Source organism: Elusimicrobiota bacterium (genome assembly GCA_016706425.1).
Lineage (GTDB): Bacteria > Elusimicrobiota > Elusimicrobia > FEN-1173 > FEN-1173 > JADJJR01.
Map to the genome: position 1 here is coordinate 1,639,947 of JADJJR010000001.1, position 26,160 is coordinate 1,666,106.

Genomic DNA, 26,160 nt, shown 5'->3' on the forward strand with positions numbered 1-26,160 from the left:
TACGGGCCATATCGTCCACAAGAAAAAGGTCTATCCGGGGAAACATGAACCCATCATTTCGGCGGAGCTTTTCAACCACGTCCAAACCCTGATCGAAACGGAGCCCCGGAAAAAAGGAGCAACCCCCGGTCGAGTCCTCCCGTTCGCGGGCCTCATCCGTTGTTCGGAGTGCGGGTCAACGATGAGCGCTTCCTTTATAGATAAGATGAACAAGTCCGGCCCGCGCCGGTATTTTTACTATCGGTGTTCGTCTTTGAGCCACAAAGGATGGAAGGCTTGTTCAACGAGGGAAATCAACGCGGACAGGTTCAGCGACATGTTTTACAGGGACATGTTGAGGGTCTCCATGGACCCCGAATACCTCAAAAACCTCATTTTTTCGAGGAATTACCAAACTCGCCCCCGTACGGGGGTAGGATTTGAACCGTTCCATGAAAACGGCGATTTGACCCCCGAAAAGCTCCAGGAAAACCTAAAAGCATTTGTAAAAGCATATGCGCGCAAAACCGGAATTGAAAAGACTCTTGAGGTTCGGCGATGGATCAAAAAGGTGGAGTATTCGCAAAAGACGATCTCGGTGGAGTTCGTCTATGCCGGTGCGGACCTCCGCCGCCCGGCCCTCTCCTCCGGGGGTGAGGCGGTCGAGGTCGAGGGCCGCCGTCCCCTGCCGTTGACGTCGTTTTCCGACGGAGAAAAGAGTCCGTCGTCCGATCATGAGGAGACGTCTCCGGGTCGGGATGGGGACGGACTCCGCCGTCCTTCGTTGAATGGAGAAGGCCGTCCAGCCGACATTTCCCGGTCCTCCGGGTTCGCGGCGGACGACTCCGCCACCCGCAAAAAAAAAGAGCCCGTCCCCCACATAGGGACGGACTCCTCTTCGTGGTTAGATACCGATCGAAATCTTGCGGGGGTAGGATTTGAACCTACGACCTCGAGGTTATGAGCCTCGCGAGCTACCAGGCTGCTCCACCCCGCAACGGGATTGTAGCAAATACGGCGATGCCGGGGTCAAGACAATATTCAAGAGCGCGCCAAAAGTTTGAAATGAACGGGGGGATCACCGGCATCGGTTTATTCAAATCGAAGGGTGAACCGCGCCCGCAACGGTCGCAACGCCCCCGCCATGCGATCCACCGTCAACTTGTCGATGCCAAATCCCAGCGATCCGTTTTCAAGCGCGTCGATGAAAATCGAGAGGGCGCCGTAGGCCCCTTCGGTGGTCACTTCGATATTTCGCGTCGAGGAACCGGGCAAGGGACGAAGGTCACGTATGGAAACCCCGCACCGACGCGCCAGCCGTTCCACATTTTTCAGCCCATCCTCTCGGGAAAGGACGGCCGCCCCCTGTCCAGGAGACAAACGCTTGTGAGCCTCCTTGATGGCGGAACGCGCCGCCCACAACCGCTCCAGACGGCGGATCCGCGCCGTCTTCCGGACGATTTGCGCGTCCAAAAATTGCCGGCGATCCCGGTGCGGACCCCAAAGAAATCGTTGAAGGAAAAACACACCGCCGACCACCATCACAAGAGACACCGCCACCCGTTCGCGGCGGGTCATGGCCCCGCCACCGAAGACCCATCGCCCAAAGAACCGTCCACTTGGAATTTTGTCCGCTCCCGCCCCTGATTCGGCTCGACATCGCTCCCGCGCAACTCGACATTTCGAAAAACCCCCGTCTTCTCCAGCGCCGCGACCACCCCGAGGGATTCGTTCAGCGTCGGAGCCTCCCCGTGAAGCTGGACGCGCCGTCCCCGCTCGTAGACCAGACGTTCTAGGGAAACGCCGGCGGGCAGAGCGCCTTCCAGCGCCCGCAATATGTTCCCGGCGGAGGATTCGCGCGTCGCCGCCGCGCGCCGGTCGAGGGCCTCGGCCATCCCCGCCACCGGAGCGACAAGCGCAGACAGTTTTTTTTCTTCCCGGGTCAGGGCGGCCAAACGATCCTCCCGCCGAAACGAGCGGAACAGTTCCAGCCCCATCGCCGCGGCGAGAACCGCCGCCAGCAAGAAACCGGCACGTCGCCGTCCCTGACGGTGGACCGCCTTCGACAAAAGTTCCCGCTCCTCCCGCGGCAAAAGGCCGGGACCGACGGCGCCCCGGGCCGCCGACAGGGCCAAATCGGCGGGGTCCGTTTTCTCCCATTCGATCGCCGAGGAAACGTCGGCGGCGCGGCGGAGAGCGTCGGCCGCCGCCGAGCCGGCGTCGATTCCCGCCAAACGCATCGACCCCCACCCGCGGCCCGGCTCTGCTCGACGGAGGGCGGACAAAGAGGCGGACACCTCCGCGGCCAGATCCGCGGCGTCCCCACCCCAGGGGAATCCCCGGAGCATCACGGGCGCGCCGTTTTCCCAAACGCCGATTTGCGCCTCGCCGGGAACCACCCGGACGACGACGCCGTCCGCCGTCGCGCCGGCCGCCACAAGCAGGTCGAGGAGGATGGATTCGACCGCCAGCCCCGCTTCGCCGCAAAGCGCCAAGGCGGTTTGAATTTCGGACCGGCGAACCACCATCAACAAAACGCGGGATGTCCCATCGACGTTCCTTCGGAGGAGACGGTGGCCGGTGGCGATCTCCTCCGGCGACAGGGGCAGCAGTCGCCCCGCCTGGAGGACCGCCATGGAGGCGATTTCACGCTCGTTCCGGGACGGCAAATCCAAAACCCGGCAGACGGCCAGGCGTTGCGGCAGGACCAAAACGGCGCGTCGAGCCGAAAAACCGTGCGCGCGCAAAAAAGCCCGAAAAGCCCCGGCCGCGTCTTCCGCCGGCAGGTCAAAAACCGCGGGGGCCCCTTCGCCGGAGGACGCCACCGTCCACCGCGCCCCCCGCACAACAACGCCCAGGCGGGGCTCCCCCCCGCGCCGTCGTCCCGTCGTCATCCGCCGCCTCCCTCTCTCCACGCGCCGATCCCCTTTCCGTCCGTCGTCACCACCACCCGCAACCGGGGAACGCCTGCCGACGCGGGGAAATCCAATCGATAAGCGCTCCCGCGCACCGAAAGAAACGGCGCCAGGGCATTCCACCGTCGGAGTTCATTTTCCGGCAAAAAATCAGGCGCCTCGTTCCGGCGCCGAAACACGCCGTCGTCCACCGTTCCCCACCGTCCGTCCGGTCCCCGGCGGAAGGCCGCCACTCTTTCAGCCGTCCCGGCGGAGAAACCCAGATCCCGCAACGTGTCCGACGAAACGGTGTTGAGGTTGATCTTCCCGTCGCCCCAGACGGTGACCCGCTCCTTCACCCGCTCGTACAGGGCGGGCGTCACGCCCTTGATCAGCAAAAGTTCCTCGACCGCGGCCAAGGGGCCGTTGTGGCACGGGTACGGCCGGCCCAAAGACGCGTAGTAGGTTTTTTCGGCTCCGTCAAAACGGGGGCGATCGTCCGCGTCGCGCCAATCGCCGACGCCCGCCGCGGCCGTGTCCGAGCCCAGGAGGCGTCGCAGGGTGTCCGTGGACGCCGTGTTGAGGTTAATTCGCGACGATTCATCCAAAATCGAGACGCCCTCCCCCGCCTCCGCCGACCACCGCGCCAATTCCCCGGCCGTGGTGACGGAAGCCGTGGACGCCGCCCACAGACTTTCCAAAAGAAGAACGGCCTTCTTCGCTTCCTGGTTTCGCCGAGCCGTCTTCCACCGGCGGTCGGTCAATCGGGCGCTCTCCCGCGCCGCCGACGACAGCGAAAGTCCGACGAGGCCCAAAAGCGACACAAGCCACAACGCGGCGACCAGGACCGAACCGCCGTTCCGGGAGGGCCGCTGGGTCATGGAAAGCCGGTCGCGTAACGCGCCGTCACGCCATCCTCCGTCAATTCCAAAAGAACCCCGATCCGGCCGGTGTGTTGAAACCGAAGACGTCCCGGGACCGCGCTTCGGCGGGGCGGCAGCGCCTCGGGCGTCGGCGAGAGAGGTTCCTCTTCCCGCTCGACCGTCGACACGCCGTCCACGTCCCGCGTCCGCCACGTCACGCGGACGAAGCGGGTTTCCCTGCCCGAATCGGTCCCGGGGGAAGGCCCGACCGCCGTGGTGAACAGAACGAGTCGATCCTCTTCCTTTCCCTCGGGCGCGGCGGGAAATGGCAGGCGGTTTCGAGCGTCCAATCCCAGCCGGTCCAACACCACGCGCGCCCGTTGGTCCAAGCGCGCCTGGCGTCGCAAATCCCGCCAAGCGGAAACGGCCCCCCGCAGGACGCCCGCCAAGGAGACCGTCAGGACAGCGGCCACGCCCATGGCCACCAGCATTTCAATCAACGTCACGCCGCGCCACCGTCTCACGGCCTGGGCACCGCGTCCAATTCCAGTTCGTCCGTGTGCCGCCCGGTCGACCAAGACAAACGGATGTTCCGAATCGCGTGGCCCGCCACGTCGCGCGGCTGAACGTTCCATTCCGGGCTCAAGAGGCCCGGCGCCGCCGCGGGCTCTTCATCGGGCGTCCGCGCCTCGCCGCGGGACACGGCGTCCTGCAACGCCCCTTGAGCGACCAGACGGTCGTGCCCGCGGGCGGAGAGACGGCGCGCGCCGCCCAACGTTTGATAAAAAACCACCAACCCCAGCCCCAACACAGCCGCCGCCAGCAGCAGTTCCGTTAAAACAAAACCCGAATCGTCAGATCGCACGGCTCTCGCCCAGGAAAGAGTCCACCGACACCCGCCCCACCGTTTCCCCTCCCCGCAGACACCGCCACTCCCCCGCGTCCGCCGAACCGTCGGGGAAAAACAACGCCCCCGCGACGGGGCCCTCCGCGCGCAGGCCCGTCGGCAACACGCGCGCCCGCGCCCCCGCGTCGACGTAGGTCCCGTTCGCCGCGTCCCAACAAACCAGTCGGAAACGATCCCCTTCCGCCTCCAGATCGAGTCGGCACGTCGTTCCCCGGTCCACCGCGATCCGCCGGGCGTCCGCGGCGGCCGCGAGCACAAGGTCGACGGCGCGCTCCTCCTCAAACCGCCGCACGCCGCGCCGCAGGGACGGCGCCGCCCACCCGACGAAAGCGGCCAACAAAAGGATCGCCAGCGTCACCTCCACCAGCGTCACGCCCCGGTCACGACGGGTCATCGCCGCTCCAATTGGTGATGTCGTCGGGCGTGTCCGGCGCGCCGTCGGCGCCGGCCGACGAGAGATCGTAGTCGCCTTTGTTGCGCGCGCCCGGCGCGATGTAGACGTAGGCCCGTCCCCACGGATCGTTCAAAGCGCCGCGCTTTTTGATGTACGGCCCCTTCCAGCGGGGCGGCGCGGGAGAAACGCTCGGCTCGGTCCGGAGGGCCTCCAGCCCCTGGGCGGTGGTGGGGTAAAACCCGTTGTCGAGTTCAAACAAATCGAGGGCTCCCGCGAGGTTGGCGTGGATGTCGGCCGAGGCGGCCGACCGGCGCGCCTCTTCCGACCGTCCGGCGAATCGGGGAACCACCATCGCCGCCAGCACCGCGATGATGACGACCACAGCCAGCATTTCCACCAGCGTGAAACCCGCGTCCCTCCGTCGATCCATAAAATCTCCCTTACCCGATGAACGATGACAGCTGAAAAATCGGCAGCAACATTCCCAAAACAATCGCCGCGATCACCCCGCCCACGCCCAGGATGAGCATCGGCTCCAACAGCGCCACAAACACCTTGAGCGATCGGTCGCGCCGCCGTTCAAGGGCCGTTGCAACCTTCTCCAAGGCCGGAATCAACCGCCGCCCTTCTTCCCCCACGGCCACCCGGTGGACCATTTCCGCCGGGAACCCCGCCGCCGCAAAGCCGTCCGCCAAACCCTGCCCCTGGGCGACGCGACGCCGCGCCTCGTCCGCCCGGCCGCGCAGGGCGGAATCGCCCCCGACGTCCGCCGCGGCGCGCAAGGCCTCCAGCAACGGGATACCCCCCGCGAGAAGAACCGAGAGGGTCCTCGCAAACCGCGCCAATCCCGCGTCCCGCGCCAAGTCCCTCACCCAGGGTCCCCGCGCCAACCACCGACCGAGCCGCGCCCAATCCATCCGTCCCGCCCGCCAAGTTAGGCCGACGGCAACCAATCCGCCCGCCAACGCGAACAACCCCGCCCCCGATCGCGCCCCGCGGCTCAACACCACCAGGATGCGCGTAACCAACGGCAGGGATTGACCCATGTCCTCAAACACCCCCGCCAATTTCGGCACCACGTACAAAACCAAAAAAAGAACCGTCGCGCCGCCGGTCGCCAACACCAACAGGGGATAGGCCAAAGCGGTTTTGACCCGCGCGGCCAGCTCCTCGTCCTGATCGGCCATGTCCGCCAATCGGGTGAGCGCGTCCGACAGGTGGGCGCCCGTCTCCCCCGCCCGCACCATGCCGATGTAAACGTCGGAAAAATGTTTCCCCTGCGCCGAGAGCGCCGCGGCCAAAGACATCCCGCCTTCCACCCGCCCGCGCAGGTCCGCCGTGATGCCGGCCAGTCGGGGCGACGCCGCCTGCCGTTCCACGGTTTTTAAGGCTTGCGGCAGGGCCAACCCCGCGTCCAAGAGGTCCGCGAGGCCGCGGGTGAACGCGCCGAGCTCGCTCGCGGAGAAGGGCGCGCTTTCGGCCCCCCGCGCCGGAGGTATTTCCTCCAGCACCGTTGGAAAACAGCCGTCGTCCGCCAGTTTCGCCAGCGCCGCGGCGCGGTCCCCGGCCTCCAGCACGCCCCGCCGGACGTTGCCGGGCGCCGTTTTCCCGCTGTAACGAAACGCGGGCATCAGAGCCCTTCTTGCAGCGTCGCCCGCATCACGTCGTCGGCGGTGGTCGTTCCGTCGAGCACCTTGCGCCATCCGGATCGCCGCAGGGGGCGCATGCCGCCCCGCAGGGCCTCCTCGCGCAAAGCGTGCGCCGGCCGACGGTCGGCGATCATCCCCCGCAGGGCGTCCGTCATGGGCAACATTTCATAAATCACCGTCCGGCCGCGGTAGCCCGTGCCTTTGCAGGCGGGACAGCCGCGCCCTCGAAAAGCCTTCGGAACATCGGGGCCGTCCGCCAAATCCCGCGCCATCTCCGGAGGCGGCGGAACGGCCTCCCGGCACTCGGCGCAAATCACCCGCACCAACCGCTGGGCGATGACGCAGAGCACCGACGAAGCGATCAAATAGGGTTCCACGCCGATGTCCTGCAACCGCGTGGCGGCGGAAGCGGCGTCGTTGGTGTGCAGCGTGGAAAACACCAAATGGCCGGTCAAGGCCACGCGCACGGCGATCTCCGCCGTCTCCAGATCCCGCACCTCGCCCACCATCATGACGTCGGGGTCGTGGCGCAGCATGGAACGCAACCCCTGGGCGAACGTCAACCCGATGGCGGGATGCACTTGCACCTGGGTGATGCCCTTCATCTCGTACTCGATGGGGTCCTCGATGGTGACGATTTTTTTGTCCGGTTGGTTGATTTGATTCAGGAAAGCGTAAAGCGTGGTGGTTTTGCCGCTGCCCGTCGGGCCGGTGAGGAAAACGATGCCGTGCGGCTTTTCCAGGAGGGCGGCGAGCGTTCCCGTGTCGGCGTCCTCGAAACCCAAATGCCGCAAATCCAAGAACTGCCGGCGGGTCAAAAGGCGTATGCCCACGCTCTCCCCGAACGGGGTGGGAAGGGTCGACACGCGCAAATCCAAATCCTGCCCGCCCACACGCACCCGCAACCGTCCGTCTTGGGGCAGGCGCTTTTCGGCGATGGAGAGCTCGGCCATGATCTTGATCCGCGACACGATGGCCGCCCGGTGCCCTCTCAGGCCTTCGGCGGTTTTCGCGTCGTAGAGAACGCCGTCGATCCGGTACCGCACGCGGAAATCGTTCTCATAGGGTTCCAGGTGGATGTCGGTGGCCCGGTTCTCGTGGGCCTCAAGCAACAACTGGTTGACGATTTTGACGACCGAGGCGTCCTCCGCCGCGTCCAAGTCGTCCCGCCGCCGAGAAACGTCCACGCGCGGCCCCGCGTCCGGCATCCGCGCCACGGTCTCGGCGCCGATCCCGTAGTGGCTTTTGAGCGCCTGGAGGATCTCCGCCGGCGCGGCCAACACGGGGACCACCTCGCGCTTCAAGACGAACCGCCACTCGTCCCTTTTGGCCGCGTCGGGGATTTCCGCCACGGCCGCCTTCAAGCGATCGCCCTCCCAACCGTAAGGGAACAACCCGTAATGATGGGCGACGCGGGCGGGCACGGCGCCCAGCGCCGTCGGGTCGGGCGTCACCCCCGCCAGATCGACGCGGACCCCGAAGGCCGTCTCCCCGGCGGGCTTTTCCGACGCCATCAGGATTCCTTCGCCCGGCCCTTGCGCCGTTTGGGCGCGCGGTTCAAAGTTTTCTCATAGGGCGGCAGATACACTTCCACCTCCGACGAATCCACCTCGCCGCTCTCGATGCGCGGCGTCAAAAAGATGACCAATTCGGATTTGACCGTGCTTTTCTTTTTTCCCCGGAAAGGCAGGCCCACCAGCGGGATCCGTCCCAAAATGGGCACGTGCGAATTCGTCATCTCCGCGCGGTCTTCGATCAACCCGCCGATCACCACCGTGGCGCCGTCCTTGATCAACACGCTGCTCTCCGCCTCGGACAGACGGATGATCGGGATCGAACTGCCGTTCTCCGTCGTCAAGGTCGACTCCAGGGCGCTCACCTCCGGCCGGATCTTCATGGAGATGAATCCGTCCGCCCCGATCTTCGGCGTCACCGTCAGCGACACCCCCACCGGTTCAAACTTGACGTCCTCCGTCACGATCGGCTGCGTGGTCGAACTGCCCGCGTTCACGATGTTGCGGGTCAAGATGGGCTCTTTCGTCCCCACGTGGATGCGCGCTTCCTGGTTGTTGAGGGCCATCACGCGCGGCGAAGACAAGATGTTGGTCTTCCCCATCGTTTCCAGGAAATTGAGAACCGACGAGAAGTCGGCCCCGTGGGGCAACCGGGTGATCTTCACGTTGCCGGTCACCCCCTTGGCCGTCACGCGCCCCGCGGCGTCCGGCGTGACCTGGGCCAAAGGCACCGTCAACAGGTTGCTCGAGACCGACCCCGTGATGGGCGAGTTGCGCGAGTTGCCCGCCACCCGGTCGAAAACGTACTGCCAATTGACGCCCCACTGGAAATCGTCGTTCAAAAGAACCTGCACGATCTTGGCCTCGATCAACACCGCCCGATCCCTCACGTCGAAAGATTCGATCAGCCGCGCCGCCTCGTCCAAGCGGGCGGGGTTGTCGGTCATCACGATGGTGTTGGTGCGTTTATCGGCCTGCACGTTGCCGTAATCCCGGCTGACCAGCGGCGTCAGCTTGGGCAGGATGTCCTCCACCGAACCGTGATTGACGGCGAACACCCGGGTCGCCACCGGCCGGTCAAACTCCGCGATCATCTTCTCCATCCGCGCCAAGGCGTCGGGCGTGTCCTCCGCCTGCAGGGTGTTGGTGATTTCGTTGACGACCAACGTGCCCACCCGGCTGCGGAAAGGCTCCAACAACGTCTTGGCGTGGGCCGCGCGGGCGTGTTTCAAGCCGAACGCGCGGAACTCCGTGCGCGCGGCGAACGCCCGACCGTAGGTCCGTTCGTAATCCTGGGCCGTCATCACGGTCACCAAATCGCCCGTCCCGGCGTAGGCCAAATCCCGGGACTCCAAGATGATCCGCAACGCGTCCCAAAAATCCACATTCTTCATAAAGACCGTCACCCGCGCGGCGACGTTTTTGCCCACCACGATGTTTAACCCCGACTGCCGCGACAGGATCTTCAACACCTCAACGATATCCATTTCGCGCAAGTCCAGCGAGATTTTGGGCAGGGCCGTCGCCGCGGCGGGCTTGGGCTCAATGACCGTCGCGGTCGCGGTGGAGGTCGAGGGCGCCTCCTCCGCGCGCGGGGGCGCGGCCGCGGGCGCCCCCGCGGGAACCTGCGTCGGCGCCGTGCTTCCCACAGCGGGCGGGGTCAACATCGGCGAGAGGGCCGCCGGCGCCGGCGAGGGCGTGACGACCGGCGTGTCTTGCGCCGTCGGCGCGGGGGCGGGAGCCGCCGGGGTCTTGATCTTTCCGCCGCTTTGAACAGCCTCCAGCACGGCGGCCCACTCCGCGTCACCGTAGCTGGGCCGCGAATTAAACCCGTGCTTGGCGGCTAAAGCGCTCCACCCCGCCTCGACATCGGGGGCGTTGCCGGCCGTCAACGCGCCCAAAAACGCGTTCCATTGATCCATGGAAGCCGTCTTGCCCGGTTTGAAACCCCGCCCCAGCGTAAAGCGGGCCCACTCCTCTTTCGACACCGCGGCCAAGGCCGTCGTCGCCGCGAAGAAAAGACAAAGGGTCACGCGCGTCCATCGATTCATGAAATCCCCCGCTTACAAAGAAAGTTCAAACCGTTCCTCTTCAACCAAAAGCAAGACGCTCCCCTCGCGGATTTCTCCGATGGTCACTCCCTCCACCGTCTGGCCCGCCGTCACGTCGTAGGTGCGCTGGGCGCGGAGGTCTTCGATGATGGCCTGGACCGGCGGTCCGGGCAACACGCCCACCAGCCGCCAATGACCGACTCGTTCCGAGATCGTCATTTTGGGAGGGGGCGGAGCCGCCGGGATGGGGGGTGTCGCCGGCGCCGGCTTCGCCGCGGGCGGGGCGTACACCGACGCGAAGATATTGCGTCGAGCGGTTGGAGCCGGTGGGGATATGTTGGCCGACGCCCACTCCCCGGCGCCGGCGAACGGCGCGCTCTCCTCGGACGATTTCCCGGGTGGCCCCCACAACGTCACCATCCACCCCACCGCCAAAACACCGAGCAACAGGACCAATAAGGCGTTCAGCGCCCGCCACCCATCGCCGATTCCGAGCCGGTCCGCCCACGAGGGAAACGTAAAAGGTGCCCTAAAGATTAGGGCTCGGCCCTTCCTGATAAAATTCATTCTTATATTATAGCCTTTTGACCCACCGGCCAATGCACGTAGCGGGCGAGGCGCTGCGGTTGATTGTTACACCGGAATTCGACGCGCCATCGGCTCAATTATTCGGGGCAGGTCACCGGCCGCGGCACTCTCTGAACCGCCCACGATGCATGGGGGCATTACAACTACTTATAATATTTTATACCGTCGGCAAGTCTGTTTTCTGGCGCCTTCCCACCGACCGGTTGGGATACCGGCCAACCCGTCCCGGGGGGTTTCCCCCCGGCTTTATTGCGCCCCGAGAACCGTGTAGCGGTCGATGTTCAATCCGCTTTGCACCTTTGAATTGAGCAACCGAATCGTGTTCACCGGGCCCGGGTTTAGATCCACGGGCACGTCCACGTCGTGAAAGCTCTCCCACCCGTACCACCACGAGGGGAAGTACAACGTCTGCCGGAAAAGGGGACGGTCTTACCTAATTACCTAACTCGGACAGAATCCCCGACTTTTCCAATATGGCCTTCCCCCGTTGGCGGGCCCGGCTGGCGGGAGGTTCGGCCATGCGGGTCATGGCGGCCATCTTCTTGTTCGTCTTCCCAAAGAGCGTAACCCCCGCATAGATCAACATAGCCTTGCCGTCAGACACCGTTTGCCGGCGCCCTTTCTGGAAAAGAACGGCGGGTTCCACGCCTTGCCTTTGCGCCACAGCCTTAACCAGGCGATCCCATCCCCCACGCCGGGCATCCCGCGATCTCCGTTCCGCCTTCTCTTCCTGACTCAGCAGACTTTCCACAAAAGATCCGCTTCCCAGGATGCGGCTGTCGTAACACTCCCGGTCACTTTTGGGGGAGCACACACCTCCGTGGCTTTTCTTAAGACCGCCGCCCACAAGATCAGGCCGTCGTCCAAGGCTCACCCCCTCCCCCACAAATTCTGCATAACGACGGGTAGCCGTGGCCTCCGTTTTCCCAAACAGGCCCAGCACTTCATCCCGTTCCTGCCAGTCATAGCGAAAGGTTCCCATAATCACCCCATGGCCGGCGTAGGGGTAACGTCGCAGTTCATGGAGGCCCTTGACCAGGCCCGCTCGCAGGGGGTTGAGGTGTATATATCGGACCAGTTCCATGAGATAGGCGCTTTCTTCACAAACGATCGATTTGTAGCGGTTCTGGAACAGGTAGCCGGATCTTTTGTGCCGGGCATTGAATGCATTGGCATAGCCGCTCATGAGGCGGCGCATGAATGAGGTGATCCCGCCTGTCCCGCTGCGCACAAGGAGATGAAAATGGTTCGGCATCAAGGCCCAGGCCAGGATCTGGTTGGGGGATTTCTCCAGGCAGGGGCCGATGCGCTCAATAAAATCCCGATAATCCTCGACGCTTTTAAAGATTAAGCCCCGGTTAAGCCCCCGGCTGATCACATGGTGCAACAGCCCCGGTGTGTGGATACGTGCTTGTCGTGGCATGGACAAACTTTACCGAACCAAGAAGAATTCCTCAATAGGTAATTAAGTAAGACCGTCCCTTAAACTTCGCCGATGGCTTTGAATCGCCGCCACGATCGCCCCCACGTTCGTCAGCCCCATGATTTCCCCGCTCGATGATGCAACCCGCCAATGAGGTGCCCGAGCGAGGTTCCCGCCCTCGACCTCACTCCCTTCTAGTGGGCCACCCTATAAAACTCAAAAATCGGTTCCACAACTTCGATTTATTGGCATGTTTTTCAGCAATGGAAAATAATTCCAAAACGTCTTTAACATTCTTCACATGGAATTGATCTCCCTTGGGTCCCATTTTATTGGCAAAATCGATAATTGATTTTGCCAATTCGTCTAGGCATTGAACACCGTCACCGATTAAAGTCGATGTTATTTCATCGCCGTTCATTCCCAATCCGATATGTCTCCCATCAACGTCCCACCCGGTGTATTCCTTCTCCTCAACATCAACACACTCAAGCCGACCCAAATTCGCGGCTGAATCAATCAAATACATCCAACCGTCTTTATCTTTCAAAAATATAGGAAACCGTGGTTCCATATTTATCACCATCCTTCCCATGGTCGATGTTTTCCAATTCCTGGTCTCCGATGGTAGTGCGGGATTTTTTCCTTCCAAGTTTTTCCCCGCCAATTACCAAATGGATTCAAACGAAAGAATCTGTTTCCACCTTTTTCAAGAACGATCTCCCCACCTCGCCACCCTATAATTGGCCCTGTCCTCGCGGCCCATCCCGCAGCCCCCCAACCCATCGCCAAGGTTCCCGCCGTCCACCCAGCGGTGTCCGGTGTCCAGGCCGATGATGCGACCCCCCCAATGAGGTGCCCGAGGTTCCCACCCGCGACATAGCGTTCGGCGTACCATTGGGCGGATTCCTCGCCGATCTGCGCCGAAAGCTTATAGGCCCCATAAAAAGCCATTGGGTTCATTATTAGGATATCCACCACCCTGGGACTCTCGGGAATCAGAGCCGCGTGCGCATCGCTTACCCAATCGCGGGAATCGGCCAGCAATAGGGGCATTGATGTGAGGGGAATAAAAATGGGCTGCGGTTGAAGGCTTGGGGGAAACATTCCCCCATCTCCGTCATCCTCCCCCTCGCCATCACCCGCACCACCGAAGGGGATATCCCCTTCGACATAAATATTGATATTCACCCCGGGATTCTTTTTCTGGAAAGCATATCCGACGGTGTCCGTGACTATTTCAAAACCGTGCCATGTTCTGTACATATTCTGGTTAAGCCGCTTCAGACTTTTACCAACCCTATTAATCGTCCGATTCAAAGAAAAACTATTGCCGCTGGGATCCACCAGATTGACCGGGTTGTTCCGGCAATAGGTGTATCTGTTTAATGTTTGGGGATCATACGGCGCCTGCACCATCGTGTCCGGCGTGATGAACCGTCCCAGCGCCGGGTCGTAGTACCGCGCGTTGAAATAATACAGCCCCGTCCCGTCATCCTGCCGCTGCCCCGTGAACCGCCACGCCGTCTCCCCGCTCCCCCCCGCCTCGAAACTCCCACCGAACGGCGTGTACGCCATCGTCCGCGTCACCGCCCCCGCCCCGTTCGTCAGCGCGCTCACGCTCCCCAGCTGGTCCACGTGGAAGTAGCTCGTCCCCGCCGCGCTGCTCACCTGCGCCACACGCTGTCCCCCCGCGTGGACGTATCGGATCCGCTCCGTCCCCCGCTCCTCGTACACCGTCCCCACAAAGTACGTCGTTCCCCCCGCCCCCGTCACCTTCACCCGCTGCCCCTCCGCGTCGTAGGCGTATTCCGTGACGCTCCCCTCCGCCGTCACCACCTTCACAGGCCGATTCTCGTAATCGTACGCGATCCACTTGTCCCGCGCGATCACCATGTTCCCGTTCCCATCCTTCAATATCTGGTTCCGATGGCTTTGAATCGCCGCCACGATCGCCCCCACGTTCGTCAGCCCCATGATTTCCCCGCTCGCCGTTCCCTCCCCGTAGCTCCCCACCAAGGTCTCTTGGACAGGGTCCGCGGGGCCGTACGCGTCGAGCTCATAGAGCGAATACCCCCACGCCGTCCCACGCGCCAGCCCGTACACCCGCAAATACCGCGCCGCCTGCGGGCCTACAGCCACCTCGTCCACGCCCCCGTCCCCGCCCGTCACCGCCCCAACAATCGTCCAGTTCGCCTTGTCCGTCGACACCTGCACCAGGTAATCCTTCCCGTACGCCACCTCCCACACCAGCCGCACCGTGTCGAACGCTCGCGTCTCCCCGAAATCCACCGCCAGCCACTGCGGGTCGATCGCCTGCCCCGCCCACCGCGTCCGCTCGTCCCCGTCCACAGCGTGCGCCGCCGGCAGGCTCGCCCCCTCCGTCGACCCCCACGCACGGATGTCCGGCCAATTTAGTTGATTAGTCAACAACGTCCCCTGCTCTTTCCCAAAACAACACTCCGGATATTGTATTGCAAGACCTGACCCCTCTTTTATGCTGACCCTTTTTTCTCTCGGGGGAGGTCCACAACGTCCCCTGCTCCTCCAATTCAAACTCCATCCCAGTGTCGTAGCACTTGAAAATCCTTCAGTATGCCTTCCTTAGTGAACAACCAAAAACCATCCACCAGATGCTCTCCTAGGAACAAATGCTTCACAAAACCATAGGATGTCAAAGGGGCTTCCATCGTGAAGTCTCCATCTTCGATTGGGACGGCATAGGATCCAGGTTTTAATCCTATTGCGAAATTATGAACCTTAAACTTCTTATGCAGCTCTTGTTGGATAAAATGCTCCACATCTTTCCGTGTGCTCCCAATGGGGGTGCGCTGAAGAAAAAATTTTCTTATTTCATCAACGGACATCCTCTTGTAATCCTTAGGGCGCAACATGATCGCTTGGCTAAAATTCGGCGACAAAAACAACAGAATTGTAATCAATATTTTTTTTATCATTAGAACCTCTCATTTAATGACACTGTTGGCCCAATGGTTCGAATTATTCCCAATGAATAAGTATCTCCCCGCGCTGCCCGTCGGGATTTGATCAAAAGAAACAGTCAAAGGGCGGTAAGAGGTGCCAAACCGGCCACCGTAATTCCTGAGTGAATTTAGCCTTTCGGTTCGATTGTATTCCCTAGCGATTCCTTCTCCGTTTTCTGGGAAAAGTTCTTTCGTACGCCCCGTACCGAAATCGACAGCTGCATAGTGTCCAATCCCCATCAGCTGCAAACCGATTCCTACAGTTCCCTTCAACCGACTATCTGTCCCGCCCAATCGACGGGACATTAAATATTCCCCGCTCGTAGGTGGTTCTTTGATAGCGCTATATGTGTATTGTCCAAGGTTGTTCAGGATCCCCGACCAGTACCCGGAACGCCAAGCCCCCATTGCTTCCGATTTTTTTCCACCCAGGAGGTAGGCGGACAGAAATGCGCCCACACCATTGGCAATCGGGTTGTGAACACCAGAAATGTAAGGCGAACCTGATATGTCAAAAATTGGCAGCTGTCCAACACCATAAGACACCAAACCACTCATTCCACCCGAGACTGAACCCAAAACAGCTCCTTGAAAAACATTCCCGTTTGTCCCTAGCGCCCCCTGGGTTGCTCCACCCATCATACCCCCCAGGAAGGCTCCTCCCGCTCCACCACCACCCAAGGTATACCCCCACTGTCCAGCGGCTCCCGCCGCCGCGCCGATGACCGCCGCTTTGAAGTCGAAGTGTTGCCAAGCGTTCCCGCTGAAAATACGCCCGTGCGTTCCCGCCATTGCCGCGCCCACCAGAACCGGGATCCAAAAGAAATGCCCATCCGGGTCCACCAGATTGACCGGGTTGTTCCGGCAGTAGGTGTAGCGGTTATGCGTCTGCGGGTCGTAGGGGCTTTGGATGTATACGTCCGGCGTGATGAACCGCCCCAGTGCCGGGTCGTAGTACCGCGCGTTGAAATAATACAGCCCCGTCCCGTCATCCTGCCGCTGCCCCGTGAACCGCCACGCCGTCTCCCCGCTCCCCCCCGCCTCGAAACTCCCCCCGAACGGCGTGTACGCCATCGTCCGCGTCACCGCCCCCGCCCCGTTCGTCAGCGCGCTCACGCTCCCCAGCTGGTCCACGTGGAAGTAGCTCGTCCCCGCCGCGCTGCTCACCTGCGCCACACGCTGTCCCCCCGCGTGGACGTATCGGATCCGCTCCGTCCCACGATCCTCGTACACCGTCCCCACAAAGTACGTCGTTCCCCCCGCCCCCGTCACCTTCACCCGCTGCCCCTCCGCGTCGTAGGCGTATTCCGTGACGCTCCCCTCCGCCGTCACCACCTTCACAGGCCGATTCTCGTAATCGTACGCGATCCACTTGTCCCGCGCGATCACCATGTTCCCGTTCCCATCCTTCAATATCTGGTTCCGATGGCTTTGAATCGCCGCCACGATCGCCCCCACGTTCGTCAGCCCCATGATTTCCCCGCTCGCCGTTCCCTCCCCGTAGCTCCCCACCAAGGTCTCTTGGACAGGGTCCGCGGGGCCGTACGCGTCGAGCTCATAGAGCGAATACCCCCACGCCGTCCCACGCGCCAGCCCGTACACCCGCAAATACCGCGCCGCCTGCGCGCCCACCAACACCTCGTCCACGCCCCCGTCCCCGCCCGTCACCGCCCCAACAATCACCCAGTTCGCCTTGTCCGTCGACACCTGCACCAGGTAATCCTTCCCGTACGCCACCTCCCACACCAGCCGCACCGTGTCGAACGCTCGCGTCTCCCCGAAATCCACCGCCAGCCACTGCGGGTCGATCGCCTGCCCCGCCCACCGCGTCCGCTCGTCCCCGTCCACAGCGTGCGCCGCCGGCAGGCTCGCCCCCTCCGTCGACCCCCACGCACGGATGTCCGGCCCGTACACCTCCAGCTCCTTCAGCTCGTAGCCCCCGCTCCCGCTCCGCCGCGTTCCCTCCCACCGCACGTACCGCGCTCGAACAGACCCGAACGTCACTTCGTCCGTCCCACCGTCCCCCGCCGTCGTTTGATAAAGGGTTTTCCAGCGGCGTCCGTCCATCGAGGCCTTCAATTTGTACTCCACCCCGTGGCTCGCTCCCCACTTGAGCGCCATCCGGTTCATCCACCGCGCTTCCCCCAGATCCGCCTGCCACCACTGGCTGTCCGCCGCCGCCGACACCCACCCCGTCGTCGCCGACCCGTCCACCGCCGCCCCCGCCGCCGCTCCCGACGTCAACGCCGTCGCCCCCGCCCGCAGGGACAAACTATGCCGTCAATTTGTTAAACACGTCCACAAATAGAAAATGTGTGCTGACCATCTTATAAGCTGTGCTTGGTATCCAATGAGAAGCCGCCCTCACGGATGCGAAGGAGCCTTCTGTGGAGGACCCTTAATTACAATAACCCCATTCTCGCTCCTCGCAATTTCCCGTCCAGATCCCCAAACGACCGCGTACCAATGGCCTTTGCTCCAAAGCCGTCTGGCATAAACAGCATATGCCACTCCTGCTTCCGCCTTAAACTCAATCCTAACGTTCCGTTGGGAAATGGCCCTTCTCTCATCGTCGTCACCGGATCGATAACCGACCTCTATCTCACAGGGGCCGGGCAAGACAGCCACCCTGTCCTTAGCAGTGATAAATCCATTCACTTTCCGAAGATAAACCGTCTCCTCGCTGCCACTCATCACTTGGTCGACAGGATGATTAACCTCAATAATCGCGACGTCGGACCTTGGGGCTTTCGGTCCCGTGTAAGCCCGAAACGGCGCGCACCCCGCCAGAAGAAACGAACACAAGGCCAGCATTGTGCCACCCCAGCTTATTCGGATCGTCGACATCATGTCAGTTTTCCATGAAGCGGAACTCCTGGACCATTTGGTCGAACTCGCCCACGCCTCCGTCGAAGTTCTCAACCGGGCTGCTGTACCACAAGACGATCATCCTTGGAAATCGGCCTTTCTTCGAAAACTGCGTGTATCCCCAATCCCCTCGTTTAATCAAAACAAACTTGCTCTTCAAAGCCCTCTCGGCCAATTGGGTGGAATCACACGCGACGAGATATTCATCTCTCGTTACAACCGAGACCTCGACCGCCTCGTAGCCAGACAAGGAAGCCTTCCGGTGCTCCAGGAACCGGATATCCTTGACACCCATCTTCTCGTTAAAGCTTTGAAGGAACCGCACGGCAACTTCTTCAAATGAATTCTTCTCCACCTGGACGGGCAGAGCTTTCTTCCGTTCATTTCGACGGTAATCAGCCCTCATGATGGTGATCTGCTGCGGACCGGGGCATTTCCAGAAAATTATATCGTCCGCCGCAGTCCCGACCGTCCCATAACGGATGACACTGCTGTCGTTCCACTTCCATTCCCCAACAGGCTTGTTGACCCTATACAAACCCTCGTTTTCTACCTGGCGCTCTCTCACAAGCACCATCCTATGGGTGCCGCAGCCTGAAAGGAAGACAGCGCACCACAGAAGAGCTCCCTTATCTATCCTCGAGAAGTAGGTCATATTTCCTCTCAGAACTTAATTTTGATTCTTCCTTTGACGCCATTCTCGTCAAAATACTCCCCGCCGAAGTGGTCCGTTTCTTCAACGCCCACGCCTCCGGCGATCATGTCATACCCAAGCTCCGGGTTATCCGCCAAGAAGTTTAGCGCCGGCTTCGCCATGGCCTTTGTCACTTCTTTGACCACATCTGAAAAAAGAGCACCGATGTCTCCCTTTTGCGCCGCATTCTTGGCGCCGTCTCTCGCCGCAGTCTTGATGGCGTTCAAAAGACCCTCTCTGCTAGGCACCTTCGGCGCATATTCGAGGTAACCCAAAACACCTCCTGCTATACCTCCGATGGCTGCTCCTCGATACGCTCCTCGGACGACGGACCCCCAGTCCCCTATACCGCCGGCATAGCTGGCGGCACTGCCGCCCCCCATCCCCATGATTGCTCCGCGTGTGGCCCCGCCAAAGACATACCCCAACCGACTGCCACCCATGGCATCACGCAAAAAACCTCCTGCTTGCCCACCCGCGTAGCCCGTAACCGCGCCGATCACTCCGCCGATTGCGACACCACTCAAGATGTCCCCACCAGCCCTATAAGCACTGTAGCCGCCCACAACCTCACCCATTAGAGCTCCCGTCCAAACTGGTCCGCCATAGGCGAGGGCACCTCCTGCTGTTGCAATAATTGCCGCGCTTGCCCATACATAATCGCGGTTCTTGTTCCACCAACTCGCCGCTCCGCTTTGGTGCCAGGTATGGCTAATGCTTTTTTCAATTCCGCGCCATGTATGTTTGATGTTCCAAGAAAAATGACCACTAGGATCAGTATAGTTGATTGGGTTATTGAAACAATAGGCATACCGATTCAGATTTTGCGGGTCGTAGGGGCTCTGCACGATCGTGTCCGGCGTGATGAACCGCCCCAGTGCCGGGTCGTAGTACCGCGCGTTGTAATAATACAGCCCCGTCCCGTCGTCCTGCCGCTGCCCCGTGAACCGCCACGCCGTCTCCCCGCTCCCCCCCACCTCGAAACTCCCGCCAAACGGCGTGTACGCAAGCGTCCGCGTCACAGCCCCCGCCCCGTTCGTCAGCGCGCTCACGCTCCCCAGCTGGTCCACGTGGAAGTAGCTCGTCCCCGCCGCGCTGCTCACCTGCGCCACACGCTGTCCCCCCGCGTGAACGTATCGGATCCGCTCCGTCCCGCGGTCCTCGTACACCGTCCCCGCAAAATACGTCGTTCCCCCCGCCCCCGTCGCCTTCACACGCTGCCCCTCCGCGTCGTAGGCGTATTCCGTGACGCTCCCCTCCGCCGTCACCACCTTCACAGGCCGATTCTCGTAATCGTACGCGATCCACTTGTCCCGCGCGATCACCATGTTCCCGTTCCCATCCTTCAATATCTGGTTCCGATGGCTTTGGATCGCCGCCACGATCGCCCCCACGTTCGTCAGCCCGATGATTTCCCCGCTCGCCGTTCCCTCCCCGTAGCTCCCCACCAGGGTCTCTTCGACAGGGTCCGCGGGGCCGTACGCGTCGAGCTCATAGAGCGAATACCCCCACGCCGTCCCGCGCACCAGCCCGTAGATCCGAAGATACCGCGCCTGTTGCGCGCCCACCGCCACCTCGTCCACGCCACCGTCCCCGCCCGTCACCGCCCCAACAATCACCCAGTTCGCCTTGTCCGTCGACACCTGCACCAGGTAATCCTTCCCGTACGCCACCTCCCACACCAGCCGCACCGTGTCGAACGCTCGCGTCTCCCCGAAATCCACCGCCAGCCACTGCGGGTCGATCGCCTGCCCCGCCCACCGCGTCCGCTCGTCCCCGTCCACCGCGTGCGCCGCCGGCAGGCTCGCTCCCTCCGTTGACGCCCACGCCCGGATGTCCGGCCCGTACACCTCCAGCTCCTTCAGCTCGTAGCCCCCGCTCCCGCTCCGCCGCGTTCCCTCCCACCGCACGTACCGCGCTCGAACAGACCCGAACGTCACTTCGTCCGTCCCACCGTCCCCGCCGTCGTTTGATAAAGGGTTTTCCAGCGGCGTCCGTCCATCGAGGCCTTCAATTTGTACTCCACCCCGTGGCTCGCTCCCCACTTGAGCGCCATCCGGTTCATCCACCGCGCTTCCCCCAGATCCGCCTGCCACCACTGGCTGTCCGCCGCCGCCGACACCCACCCCGTCGTCGCCGACCCGTCCACCGCCGCCCCCGCCGCCGCGCCCGACGTCAGCGCCGTCGCCCCCGCCCGCAGCGCCGCGTTTCGAATGTTGGACCGGAACGCTTCGATCTCCCAAAGAGAATACCCCCATTGCGTCCCGCGTTGGGTTGCGTACAAGCGCAGATACCGCGCCCGCCGGTCCCCCACCGGGCACTCATCCACGTTCCCGTCCCCGTTCGCCGTCGCGTACACAACCGTCCAATTGGCGTTGTCCGTGGAGATGCGGATTTCGTAGCTCTTCCCATAGGCCGCCTCCCACATGATCCGCACCGTGTCAAAGGCTTTTTCCTGGCCGAAATCAACGCTGATCCACTGAGGATCTATCGCATCCGACGTCCAGCGGGTGTAGGGGTTGCCGTCAATCGCCGCGCCGGCGATGGCCGCGTTGCTCGACGCCGTGGCGACCCGTCCATCCGTCACGGAGATCTCCCAAAGGGAAACTAATCCGTGCGCCGGATTCAGCGCGATGGTCTCCAGCCGGACATAGCGCGCCGTCCGCGCCCCCACGCCCACACGGTCGATGCCCCCGTCCGAATCGTAAGGGTTCCCCATCGCCGTCCAGTTTTTCCCGTCCAAGGAACACAACAGCCGGTAGCGCGTCGCGTAGGCCGTTTCCCAGTTCAGCACCACCGTGTTGAAGTCGCGGGGCGATCCCAAATCGATCAGCAGCCAGGGCGCCGGATCCCCCGCCGCCGAGGTCCAGCGGGTGTAGGTATTGTTGTCCATGGCCAACGTCGCCTCCGCCCCCGCGCCCCACACCGAGGACGCCGTGGCCGCCGGATGGTCCAAAGAACCGTCCCAGGCCGGGTTTTCGATGTACCCCAACAGGGTTCCAACGGAATCATATTGATACATCTGCCGTCCATAGGGCCCCTGCGCGTCGGACAAACGATTGAAACCGTCGTAGTCGTAGTTGTACGTCCACCCCCGCACGCCGTCCACCGTGGACTTCACGTTGGCGGATTTATCGTAGGTGTAGCTCAAATTCAACAAGGTTTGGGACCCTTTTTGGGCGGTGATGTTTTGCATCATTCGGTTGTCCGCCCGATAGGCGTAGGTGGTGACGGTTCCATTCCCGTAGGTCAACGTGGCCGGCTGCCCGGCGGCGGCCAAGTCGTAGGTCAACGCCGCGTAAGGCGCGCCCCCCGCGTCGGTGACGGATTTCAAAAAGCTTCCTTCGTAAACGTTGCGGGCTTCGCTCCCATCCGGGTACACCAACGCGGTGTCCCGGCCCAAAAGGTCGTAGCGGCTTTGGGTGATATAAGTCCTGCCGTCAATGACGCGCTTCTTTTGGGTCGCTCGGCCCAAGTCGTCGTAGAACAGTTCCAGCGTCCCCGACAAATCGGTCACCTTCGACAGCCGCCCCACCGCGTTAAGCCCTTGGTCGTATTGGTTGACGACGGATCTCCCGTCGGGATAGGTCTTGGAGGTCGGCCGGTTCAACCGGTCGTACGCCATGATGATCGTCTGGTTTTTGCCGTCGATTTGTTTGGTTAAGTTGCCGTTGGCATCGTATTCGTAACGCCATTCCCCCATTTGCGGGTCCCGCATCCAGGTTTTCCGCCCCAGGCTGTCATAGAGGATGGAAACCGTCTCCCCGTTCGACTTCACTATCCCCTTCAGATTCCCCAAAGCGTCATAGTTGTAAACGGTGGTGTGTTTCGTCGGGCCGTCGAATTCGCCCACTTCCACCGTGCGTCCATAGGCGTCCGCCACTGTTTCTTTTTTGTTCCCATTGGGGTCGATCCCCGTGGTCACGCGTTCAACGTAGGTCGTCGCCGCCGCCCCGCCGTCCGGGAACACTGTGCGCACCACGCGCCCCAGCGCGTCGTGCTCCGCCGATGTCTTGGGGGTGTTGGCGGGCAAAACCGCCATGGACGTCGAAAACAACACCGTGGCCGAAGCGAAACTCTCCCCCACAAGCCCCCGCGCGTCGTAGGTGTGTACGCCGGAAACAATCTGCCGCCCCGCCGCCCCCGGGGTTTTGGTTTGGCGCACGCGCCCCAGCCCGTCCAAAAAGGTGTAACTGTCCAGCGTCTGATCCGATTCCGGAACGCCCTCTTGGTGATGATTAATCCGCCGTTTCTCCAAAACCAGATGCGGCGGCGTCGGTTGGACTTGATATTCGTACGCCACCGTCGGATGGGCCGCCGTGTCCCCCGGGCCCACCACCTTCGTGGTTCGGCCGAAGGTGTCGTAGACGAATTGCGTGGTCTGGCCGTTGGCGTCGGTCTTGCTTAGCACCTGGCCGGTGTCCGTGTTGTACGCCATCGTCTCAATAAAGTTAAAGGAACCCGCCCCCTGCGTGACCTTCACCGGGAAAAGATTGTAAACGGGGTCGTACTCGTAGCGAGCGTGGTTCCCCTCGGTGCCGTTGGTGGCGTTCCACTTCGCGTCGTATTCGTCCGTCAAGTTCCCATGGGCGTCATAGGCTTTTGTCAGCGCGACGTTCGCCCCGCCGGACAGCCACGCCTCGGCGCGCGTGGGGCGGCCTTTCGTGGGGCTCTGGGTCCACAGCGCGTTGCCGTCGTAGTTCGTCCAGCTCTCCGACACAGTGTTTCCCAGGCTGTCCAACACCTTCGTGTGGGCGGGCAAGCCCAGAATGTTCAGCGGCGTGTTGTGCACATACTCGATGGTTGTCTCCGTTTCGTCGCCGCTCACGGACACATCTCCCAGGGCGGTTTGTTTGGTGACGTTTCCATAGGCGTCATATTCAAATTGGGCGGAGGTGATTTTCGATCCCAAGACGCTGTTTGTTTGCGAAAGATGGGGGAAATACACCCCGGGGTAGGGCTGGGCCACGCCGTAAATGTTCGTGGTTTTCGTCAACAGGTTTCCGACGGCATCGTAGGCCGCTTGTTCCGCCACAAGACCTTTGAGCATGTTGACGTCATTGACCGCGCTCTCCGATTGAAAAAATGTGTTTATCCCATGGTTGCCTTGGGAATCCGTCGTCCGAGCTTTTCCAAAACCGAGAAACTCTTTTTCTGTCGATGGGATGTGATCGAAAAGGCCTTCGTAAAAAGAATAGTTTATCGTTGTTGTCGATCCCAAACCATCCGACATGGAGACGGATTTCACAACGGCGACCGGGAAGGGAAGTCCCGTACTCTTTTGAACGACAAATTCGTATTGGGCAGAAACCAGCCCGCCCAATAGATTTTGAATTTGGATGAGCTTGTCGGGAACAATACTCCGGCGAATTTTTATGCCTACTGGGTTGGTCATGTAGTGTGCGACATCAATTAAACCGTCTCCGTTGAAATCAGCTAATTGGGCCCCCTCGTCCACCCGATAGTCAGAAAGAACCCAGTTAACGAGCCGAAAGGGTGGGAGCCATCGGTCGTCCCTAACCCAGCCGTTGCCTGTCCCCAGCCAGACAGCTTTTTTTGTTCCAGCCTCACCATCCAGATATTGGACACAGTCCACGATTCCGTCGCCGTTGATGTCCGCTGGCCGCACACCTTCGTCCTTGCCCTCTGCAGTGACGAAATCCAGGGGAGGAACCAATGGCGATCCGGGCTGCTCAACCCAATTGATCCCGTTGTTAATCCAAGCTTTACGGACTCCCCCGGCGGCCTTCAAGATGTCCACCAGTCCGTCGTTGTTCACATCAAGAAAACGAACACCGAGATCCTTTGATTGAGTTTGATTCCCGTTTCCCAATTGAATTACAACATCGCAGATGGCGGGCGGTGATCCCCACGATTGGCTTTCCACCCAGCCATTCCCATTGTTTATCCAAACTCCGAAAGAATAAACCGGATCATCATTGTCATTATGGGGTTTGGCATTCCGCGACATGACAATGTCAACCAAACCATCTCCACTTATGTCAACAACTCTGGTTCCCATGTCTTCGACACCCCTGCTGAAAACGGCGGCCGCCGGAAGAATCCATTCCGGCGCGACGGCCCAACCATTGCCGCTGTTCAACCACGCATTCTGCGTGGGAGGATCATAGAGATTAAACGCACTATGGAGGATATCCATCAACCCGTCCCCGTTCACATCCACGAGTTGAACTTCGGCGGAAAGATCAACGGGAGGTGCAAAAGCATCATTTCTCAACCAACCATTGCCCGTGTTGAGCCAAGCGGCCGGGGTCTCTGTCGGAGACCTCCGAAGGACATCCACCAAGCCGTCTCCGTTGATATCAGCGACAACGATGCCGCTCGGCGATTGCGTTGGAAGTTCGGAAATTGCCGCATCCCAAGTTGGGTCGCCTTCCTGATATGTGAAGCGCACCGGGGGCAGTGTTGTTCCGGACAAACCGTATTCTTGAATAGCGGACAGGAAAGATTTGCCCGCGGTATTTTGGCTATAAGTTAATTCGTTTCGACGAATAAGTTGAGTCTCGGAATAGACTTTTATCGTCTTGAGCCGCTTATTCACTTCATTTTCAGTCCCAGCACGATAGTCGGTTAGGGTGTCGGAACGCGCTTCCAATTCCAATACAACGCGGTTCTTGTAGGTGCCGTCCGTTTTTCGGTTATATCGGATTTCTGCCGGGATATATCCCGGCAGCCCCTGAGAACCGGCACCGCCGGAGGGATTTGGATTCAGCGCCCCTTCATAAAAAGACGTTAGCTCAATTGTGCCGCCATTAAGATCCGTCACCTTGCGAAGGTCCCAATAGTAAAATTCCGTGCCTTTGGGCACGAGCCCAAGGAAAAGGAATTCCCTTCCCCCCTTGTCCCACGCACGCCATTCTTGAGCGTTAATTTTTTTGAATCGAAAGAACGCCCCTTCAATTTGAACGCGATACTCACCGCCTCCGATGGGCACCAGTTCCTGGGTTTGGCCTCCCTGCGAAAACATGAAGGTGTCGGAATCCGTGTAGGTGGGGACGCCTTTTTTGGTGCTTCGGAATATAGCGCCGACGCTCAAATCCCAACCCAATCCCAGCCAGCCGTTTCCAGCCTGGGAGTTGTAAATCAATTTAATGTCGGGCTGTAGGCCGTTTCGGCCTGGAGGAACTTCGATGGGGTAGCTGTAGGTAAAAGCCCCCGTGAAGAGGGACGTGTCGTGGGAGCCCGTGGGGGCGAGGTTGCCGGGGTTAGGCCCCGCTTTCTCTCCGGCCGATACGCCGACGACAAAAACGGCCGACATTAAAACCATTGCCGTCGACCGGACAATCGATTTGACGAATGAGAAAGATTTGTTGATCATGGCCGCCCCCGCG

20 protein-coding genes and 1 tRNA gene are annotated in these 26,160 nt (G+C 61.3%); 1 reads left to right on the top strand and 20 read right to left on the bottom strand.

All coding sequences use genetic code 11. From position 1 onward, the window contains the following. The first annotated feature begins 181 nt into the window (after nucleotides 1–181). Complete coding sequence (locus tag IPI56_06820) at nucleotides 182–943, top strand: hypothetical protein (protein ID MBK7545438.1); 762 nt, start codon at nucleotides 182–184, stop codon at nucleotides 941–943. On the opposite strand, the gene IPI56_06825 is transcribed toward IPI56_06820, so the two are convergent. The 20 genes from IPI56_06825 to IPI56_06920 all read right to left on the bottom strand — a co-directional run bounded on the left by IPI56_06825 (nucleotide 903) and on the right by IPI56_06920 (nucleotide 26,147). Then, nucleotides 903–976 (bottom strand) — tRNA-Met (locus IPI56_06825). The two genes, IPI56_06820 and IPI56_06825, sit on opposite strands and share 41 nt — an antisense overlap. 95 nt (nucleotides 977–1,071) lie before the next feature. Beyond that, nucleotides 1,072–1,557, bottom strand: a complete 486-nt coding sequence (locus IPI56_06830; protein MBK7545439.1) for a hypothetical protein — start codon at nucleotides 1,555–1,557, stop codon at nucleotides 1,072–1,074. Then, a complete protein-coding gene (locus tag IPI56_06835; GenBank protein ID MBK7545440.1) occupies nucleotides 1,554–2,873 on the bottom strand; it encodes a hypothetical protein in 1,320 nt (439 codons plus the stop codon). The genes IPI56_06830 and IPI56_06835 overlap by 4 nt, the downstream gene beginning before the upstream one ends. Further along, nucleotides 2,870–3,754 (bottom strand): general secretion pathway protein GspK, encoded by an 885-nt coding sequence (locus IPI56_06840; GenBank protein MBK7545441.1) that lies wholly within the window; start codon nucleotides 3,752–3,754, stop codon nucleotides 2,870–2,872. Before IPI56_06840 ends, IPI56_06835 begins: the two co-directional genes overlap by 4 nt. Further along, nucleotides 3,751–4,260: a prepilin-type N-terminal cleavage/methylation domain-containing protein gene (locus tag IPI56_06845; GenBank protein ID MBK7545442.1), complete on the bottom strand. Its 510-nt coding sequence runs from the start codon at nucleotides 4,258–4,260 to the stop codon at nucleotides 3,751–3,753. The genes IPI56_06840 and IPI56_06845 overlap by 4 nt, the downstream gene beginning before the upstream one ends. Next, nucleotides 4,257–4,601, bottom strand: coding sequence for a prepilin-type N-terminal cleavage/methylation domain-containing protein (locus tag IPI56_06850; protein MBK7545443.1), 345 nt, complete (start codon nucleotides 4,599–4,601; stop codon nucleotides 4,257–4,259). The genes IPI56_06845 and IPI56_06850 overlap by 4 nt, the downstream gene beginning before the upstream one ends. Then, nucleotides 4,591–5,037: a hypothetical protein gene (locus IPI56_06855; GenBank protein ID MBK7545444.1), complete on the bottom strand. Its 447-nt coding sequence runs from the start codon at nucleotides 5,035–5,037 to the stop codon at nucleotides 4,591–4,593. The genes IPI56_06850 and IPI56_06855 overlap by 11 nt, the downstream gene beginning before the upstream one ends. Next, nucleotides 5,024–5,467 (bottom strand): type II secretion system major pseudopilin GspG, encoded by a 444-nt coding sequence (gspG, locus tag IPI56_06860; protein ID MBK7545445.1) that lies wholly within the window; start codon nucleotides 5,465–5,467, stop codon nucleotides 5,024–5,026. Before gspG ends, IPI56_06855 begins: the two co-directional genes overlap by 14 nt. Nucleotides 5,468–5,477: 10 nt before the next feature. Then, nucleotides 5,478–6,668 carry a type II secretion system F family protein gene (locus IPI56_06865; GenBank protein MBK7545446.1) on the bottom strand — a complete coding sequence of 397 codons (1,191 nt, stop codon included), beginning with the start codon at nucleotides 6,666–6,668 and terminating at the stop codon, nucleotides 5,478–5,480. Next, nucleotides 6,668–8,200, bottom strand: a complete 1,533-nt coding sequence (locus tag IPI56_06870; protein MBK7545447.1) for a type II/IV secretion system protein — start codon at nucleotides 8,198–8,200, stop codon at nucleotides 6,668–6,670. Before IPI56_06870 ends, IPI56_06865 begins: the two co-directional genes overlap by 1 nt. Beyond that, entirely contained in the window at nucleotides 8,200–10,251 is a 2,052-nt protein-coding gene (locus IPI56_06875) for a hypothetical protein (protein MBK7545448.1), read from the bottom strand. The genes IPI56_06870 and IPI56_06875 overlap by 1 nt, the downstream gene beginning before the upstream one ends. A 12-nt stretch (nucleotides 10,252–10,263) precedes the next feature. Further along, a complete protein-coding gene (locus tag IPI56_06880; protein MBK7545449.1) occupies nucleotides 10,264–10,818 on the bottom strand; it encodes a hypothetical protein in 555 nt (184 codons plus the stop codon). A 454-nt stretch (nucleotides 10,819–11,272) separates the two neighbouring features. Continuing rightward, the gene (locus tag IPI56_06885) at nucleotides 11,273–12,262 is read right to left on the bottom strand and encodes a transposase (protein MBK7545450.1); all 990 of its coding nucleotides are present in this window, start codon (nucleotides 12,260–12,262) and stop codon (nucleotides 11,273–11,275) included. Between the two features lie 184 nt (nucleotides 12,263–12,446). Then, a complete protein-coding gene (locus IPI56_06890) occupies nucleotides 12,447–12,812 on the bottom strand; it encodes a hypothetical protein (protein ID MBK7545451.1) in 366 nt (121 codons plus the stop codon). A gap of 29 nt (nucleotides 12,813–12,841) precedes the next feature. Continuing rightward, nucleotides 12,842–14,692 carry a discoidin domain-containing protein gene (locus tag IPI56_06895; protein MBK7545452.1) on the bottom strand — a complete coding sequence of 617 codons (1,851 nt, stop codon included), beginning with the start codon at nucleotides 14,690–14,692 and terminating at the stop codon, nucleotides 12,842–12,844. Nucleotides 14,693–14,814: 122 nt separating this feature from the next. Then, complete coding sequence (locus IPI56_06900) at nucleotides 14,815–15,219, bottom strand: hypothetical protein (GenBank protein ID MBK7545453.1); 405 nt, start codon at nucleotides 15,217–15,219, stop codon at nucleotides 14,815–14,817. Between the two features lie 9 nt (nucleotides 15,220–15,228). Then, on the bottom strand, nucleotides 15,229–17,517 hold the full coding sequence (locus IPI56_06905) for a discoidin domain-containing protein (protein MBK7545454.1): 2,289 nt from the start codon (nucleotides 17,515–17,517) through the stop codon (nucleotides 15,229–15,231). Nucleotides 17,518–18,097: 580 nt separating this feature from the next. Then, entirely contained in the window at nucleotides 18,098–18,769 is a 672-nt protein-coding gene (locus IPI56_06910) for a hypothetical protein (protein MBK7545455.1), read from the bottom strand. An 8-nt stretch (nucleotides 18,770–18,777) separates the two neighbouring features. Beyond that, entirely contained in the window at nucleotides 18,778–20,748 is a 1,971-nt protein-coding gene (locus IPI56_06915; protein ID MBK7545456.1) for a discoidin domain-containing protein, read from the bottom strand. Next, complete coding sequence (locus IPI56_06920) at nucleotides 20,745–26,147, bottom strand: discoidin domain-containing protein (protein MBK7545457.1); 5,403 nt, start codon at nucleotides 26,145–26,147, stop codon at nucleotides 20,745–20,747. Before IPI56_06920 ends, IPI56_06915 begins: the two co-directional genes overlap by 4 nt. Nucleotides 26,148–26,160: the final 13 nt, after the last annotated feature.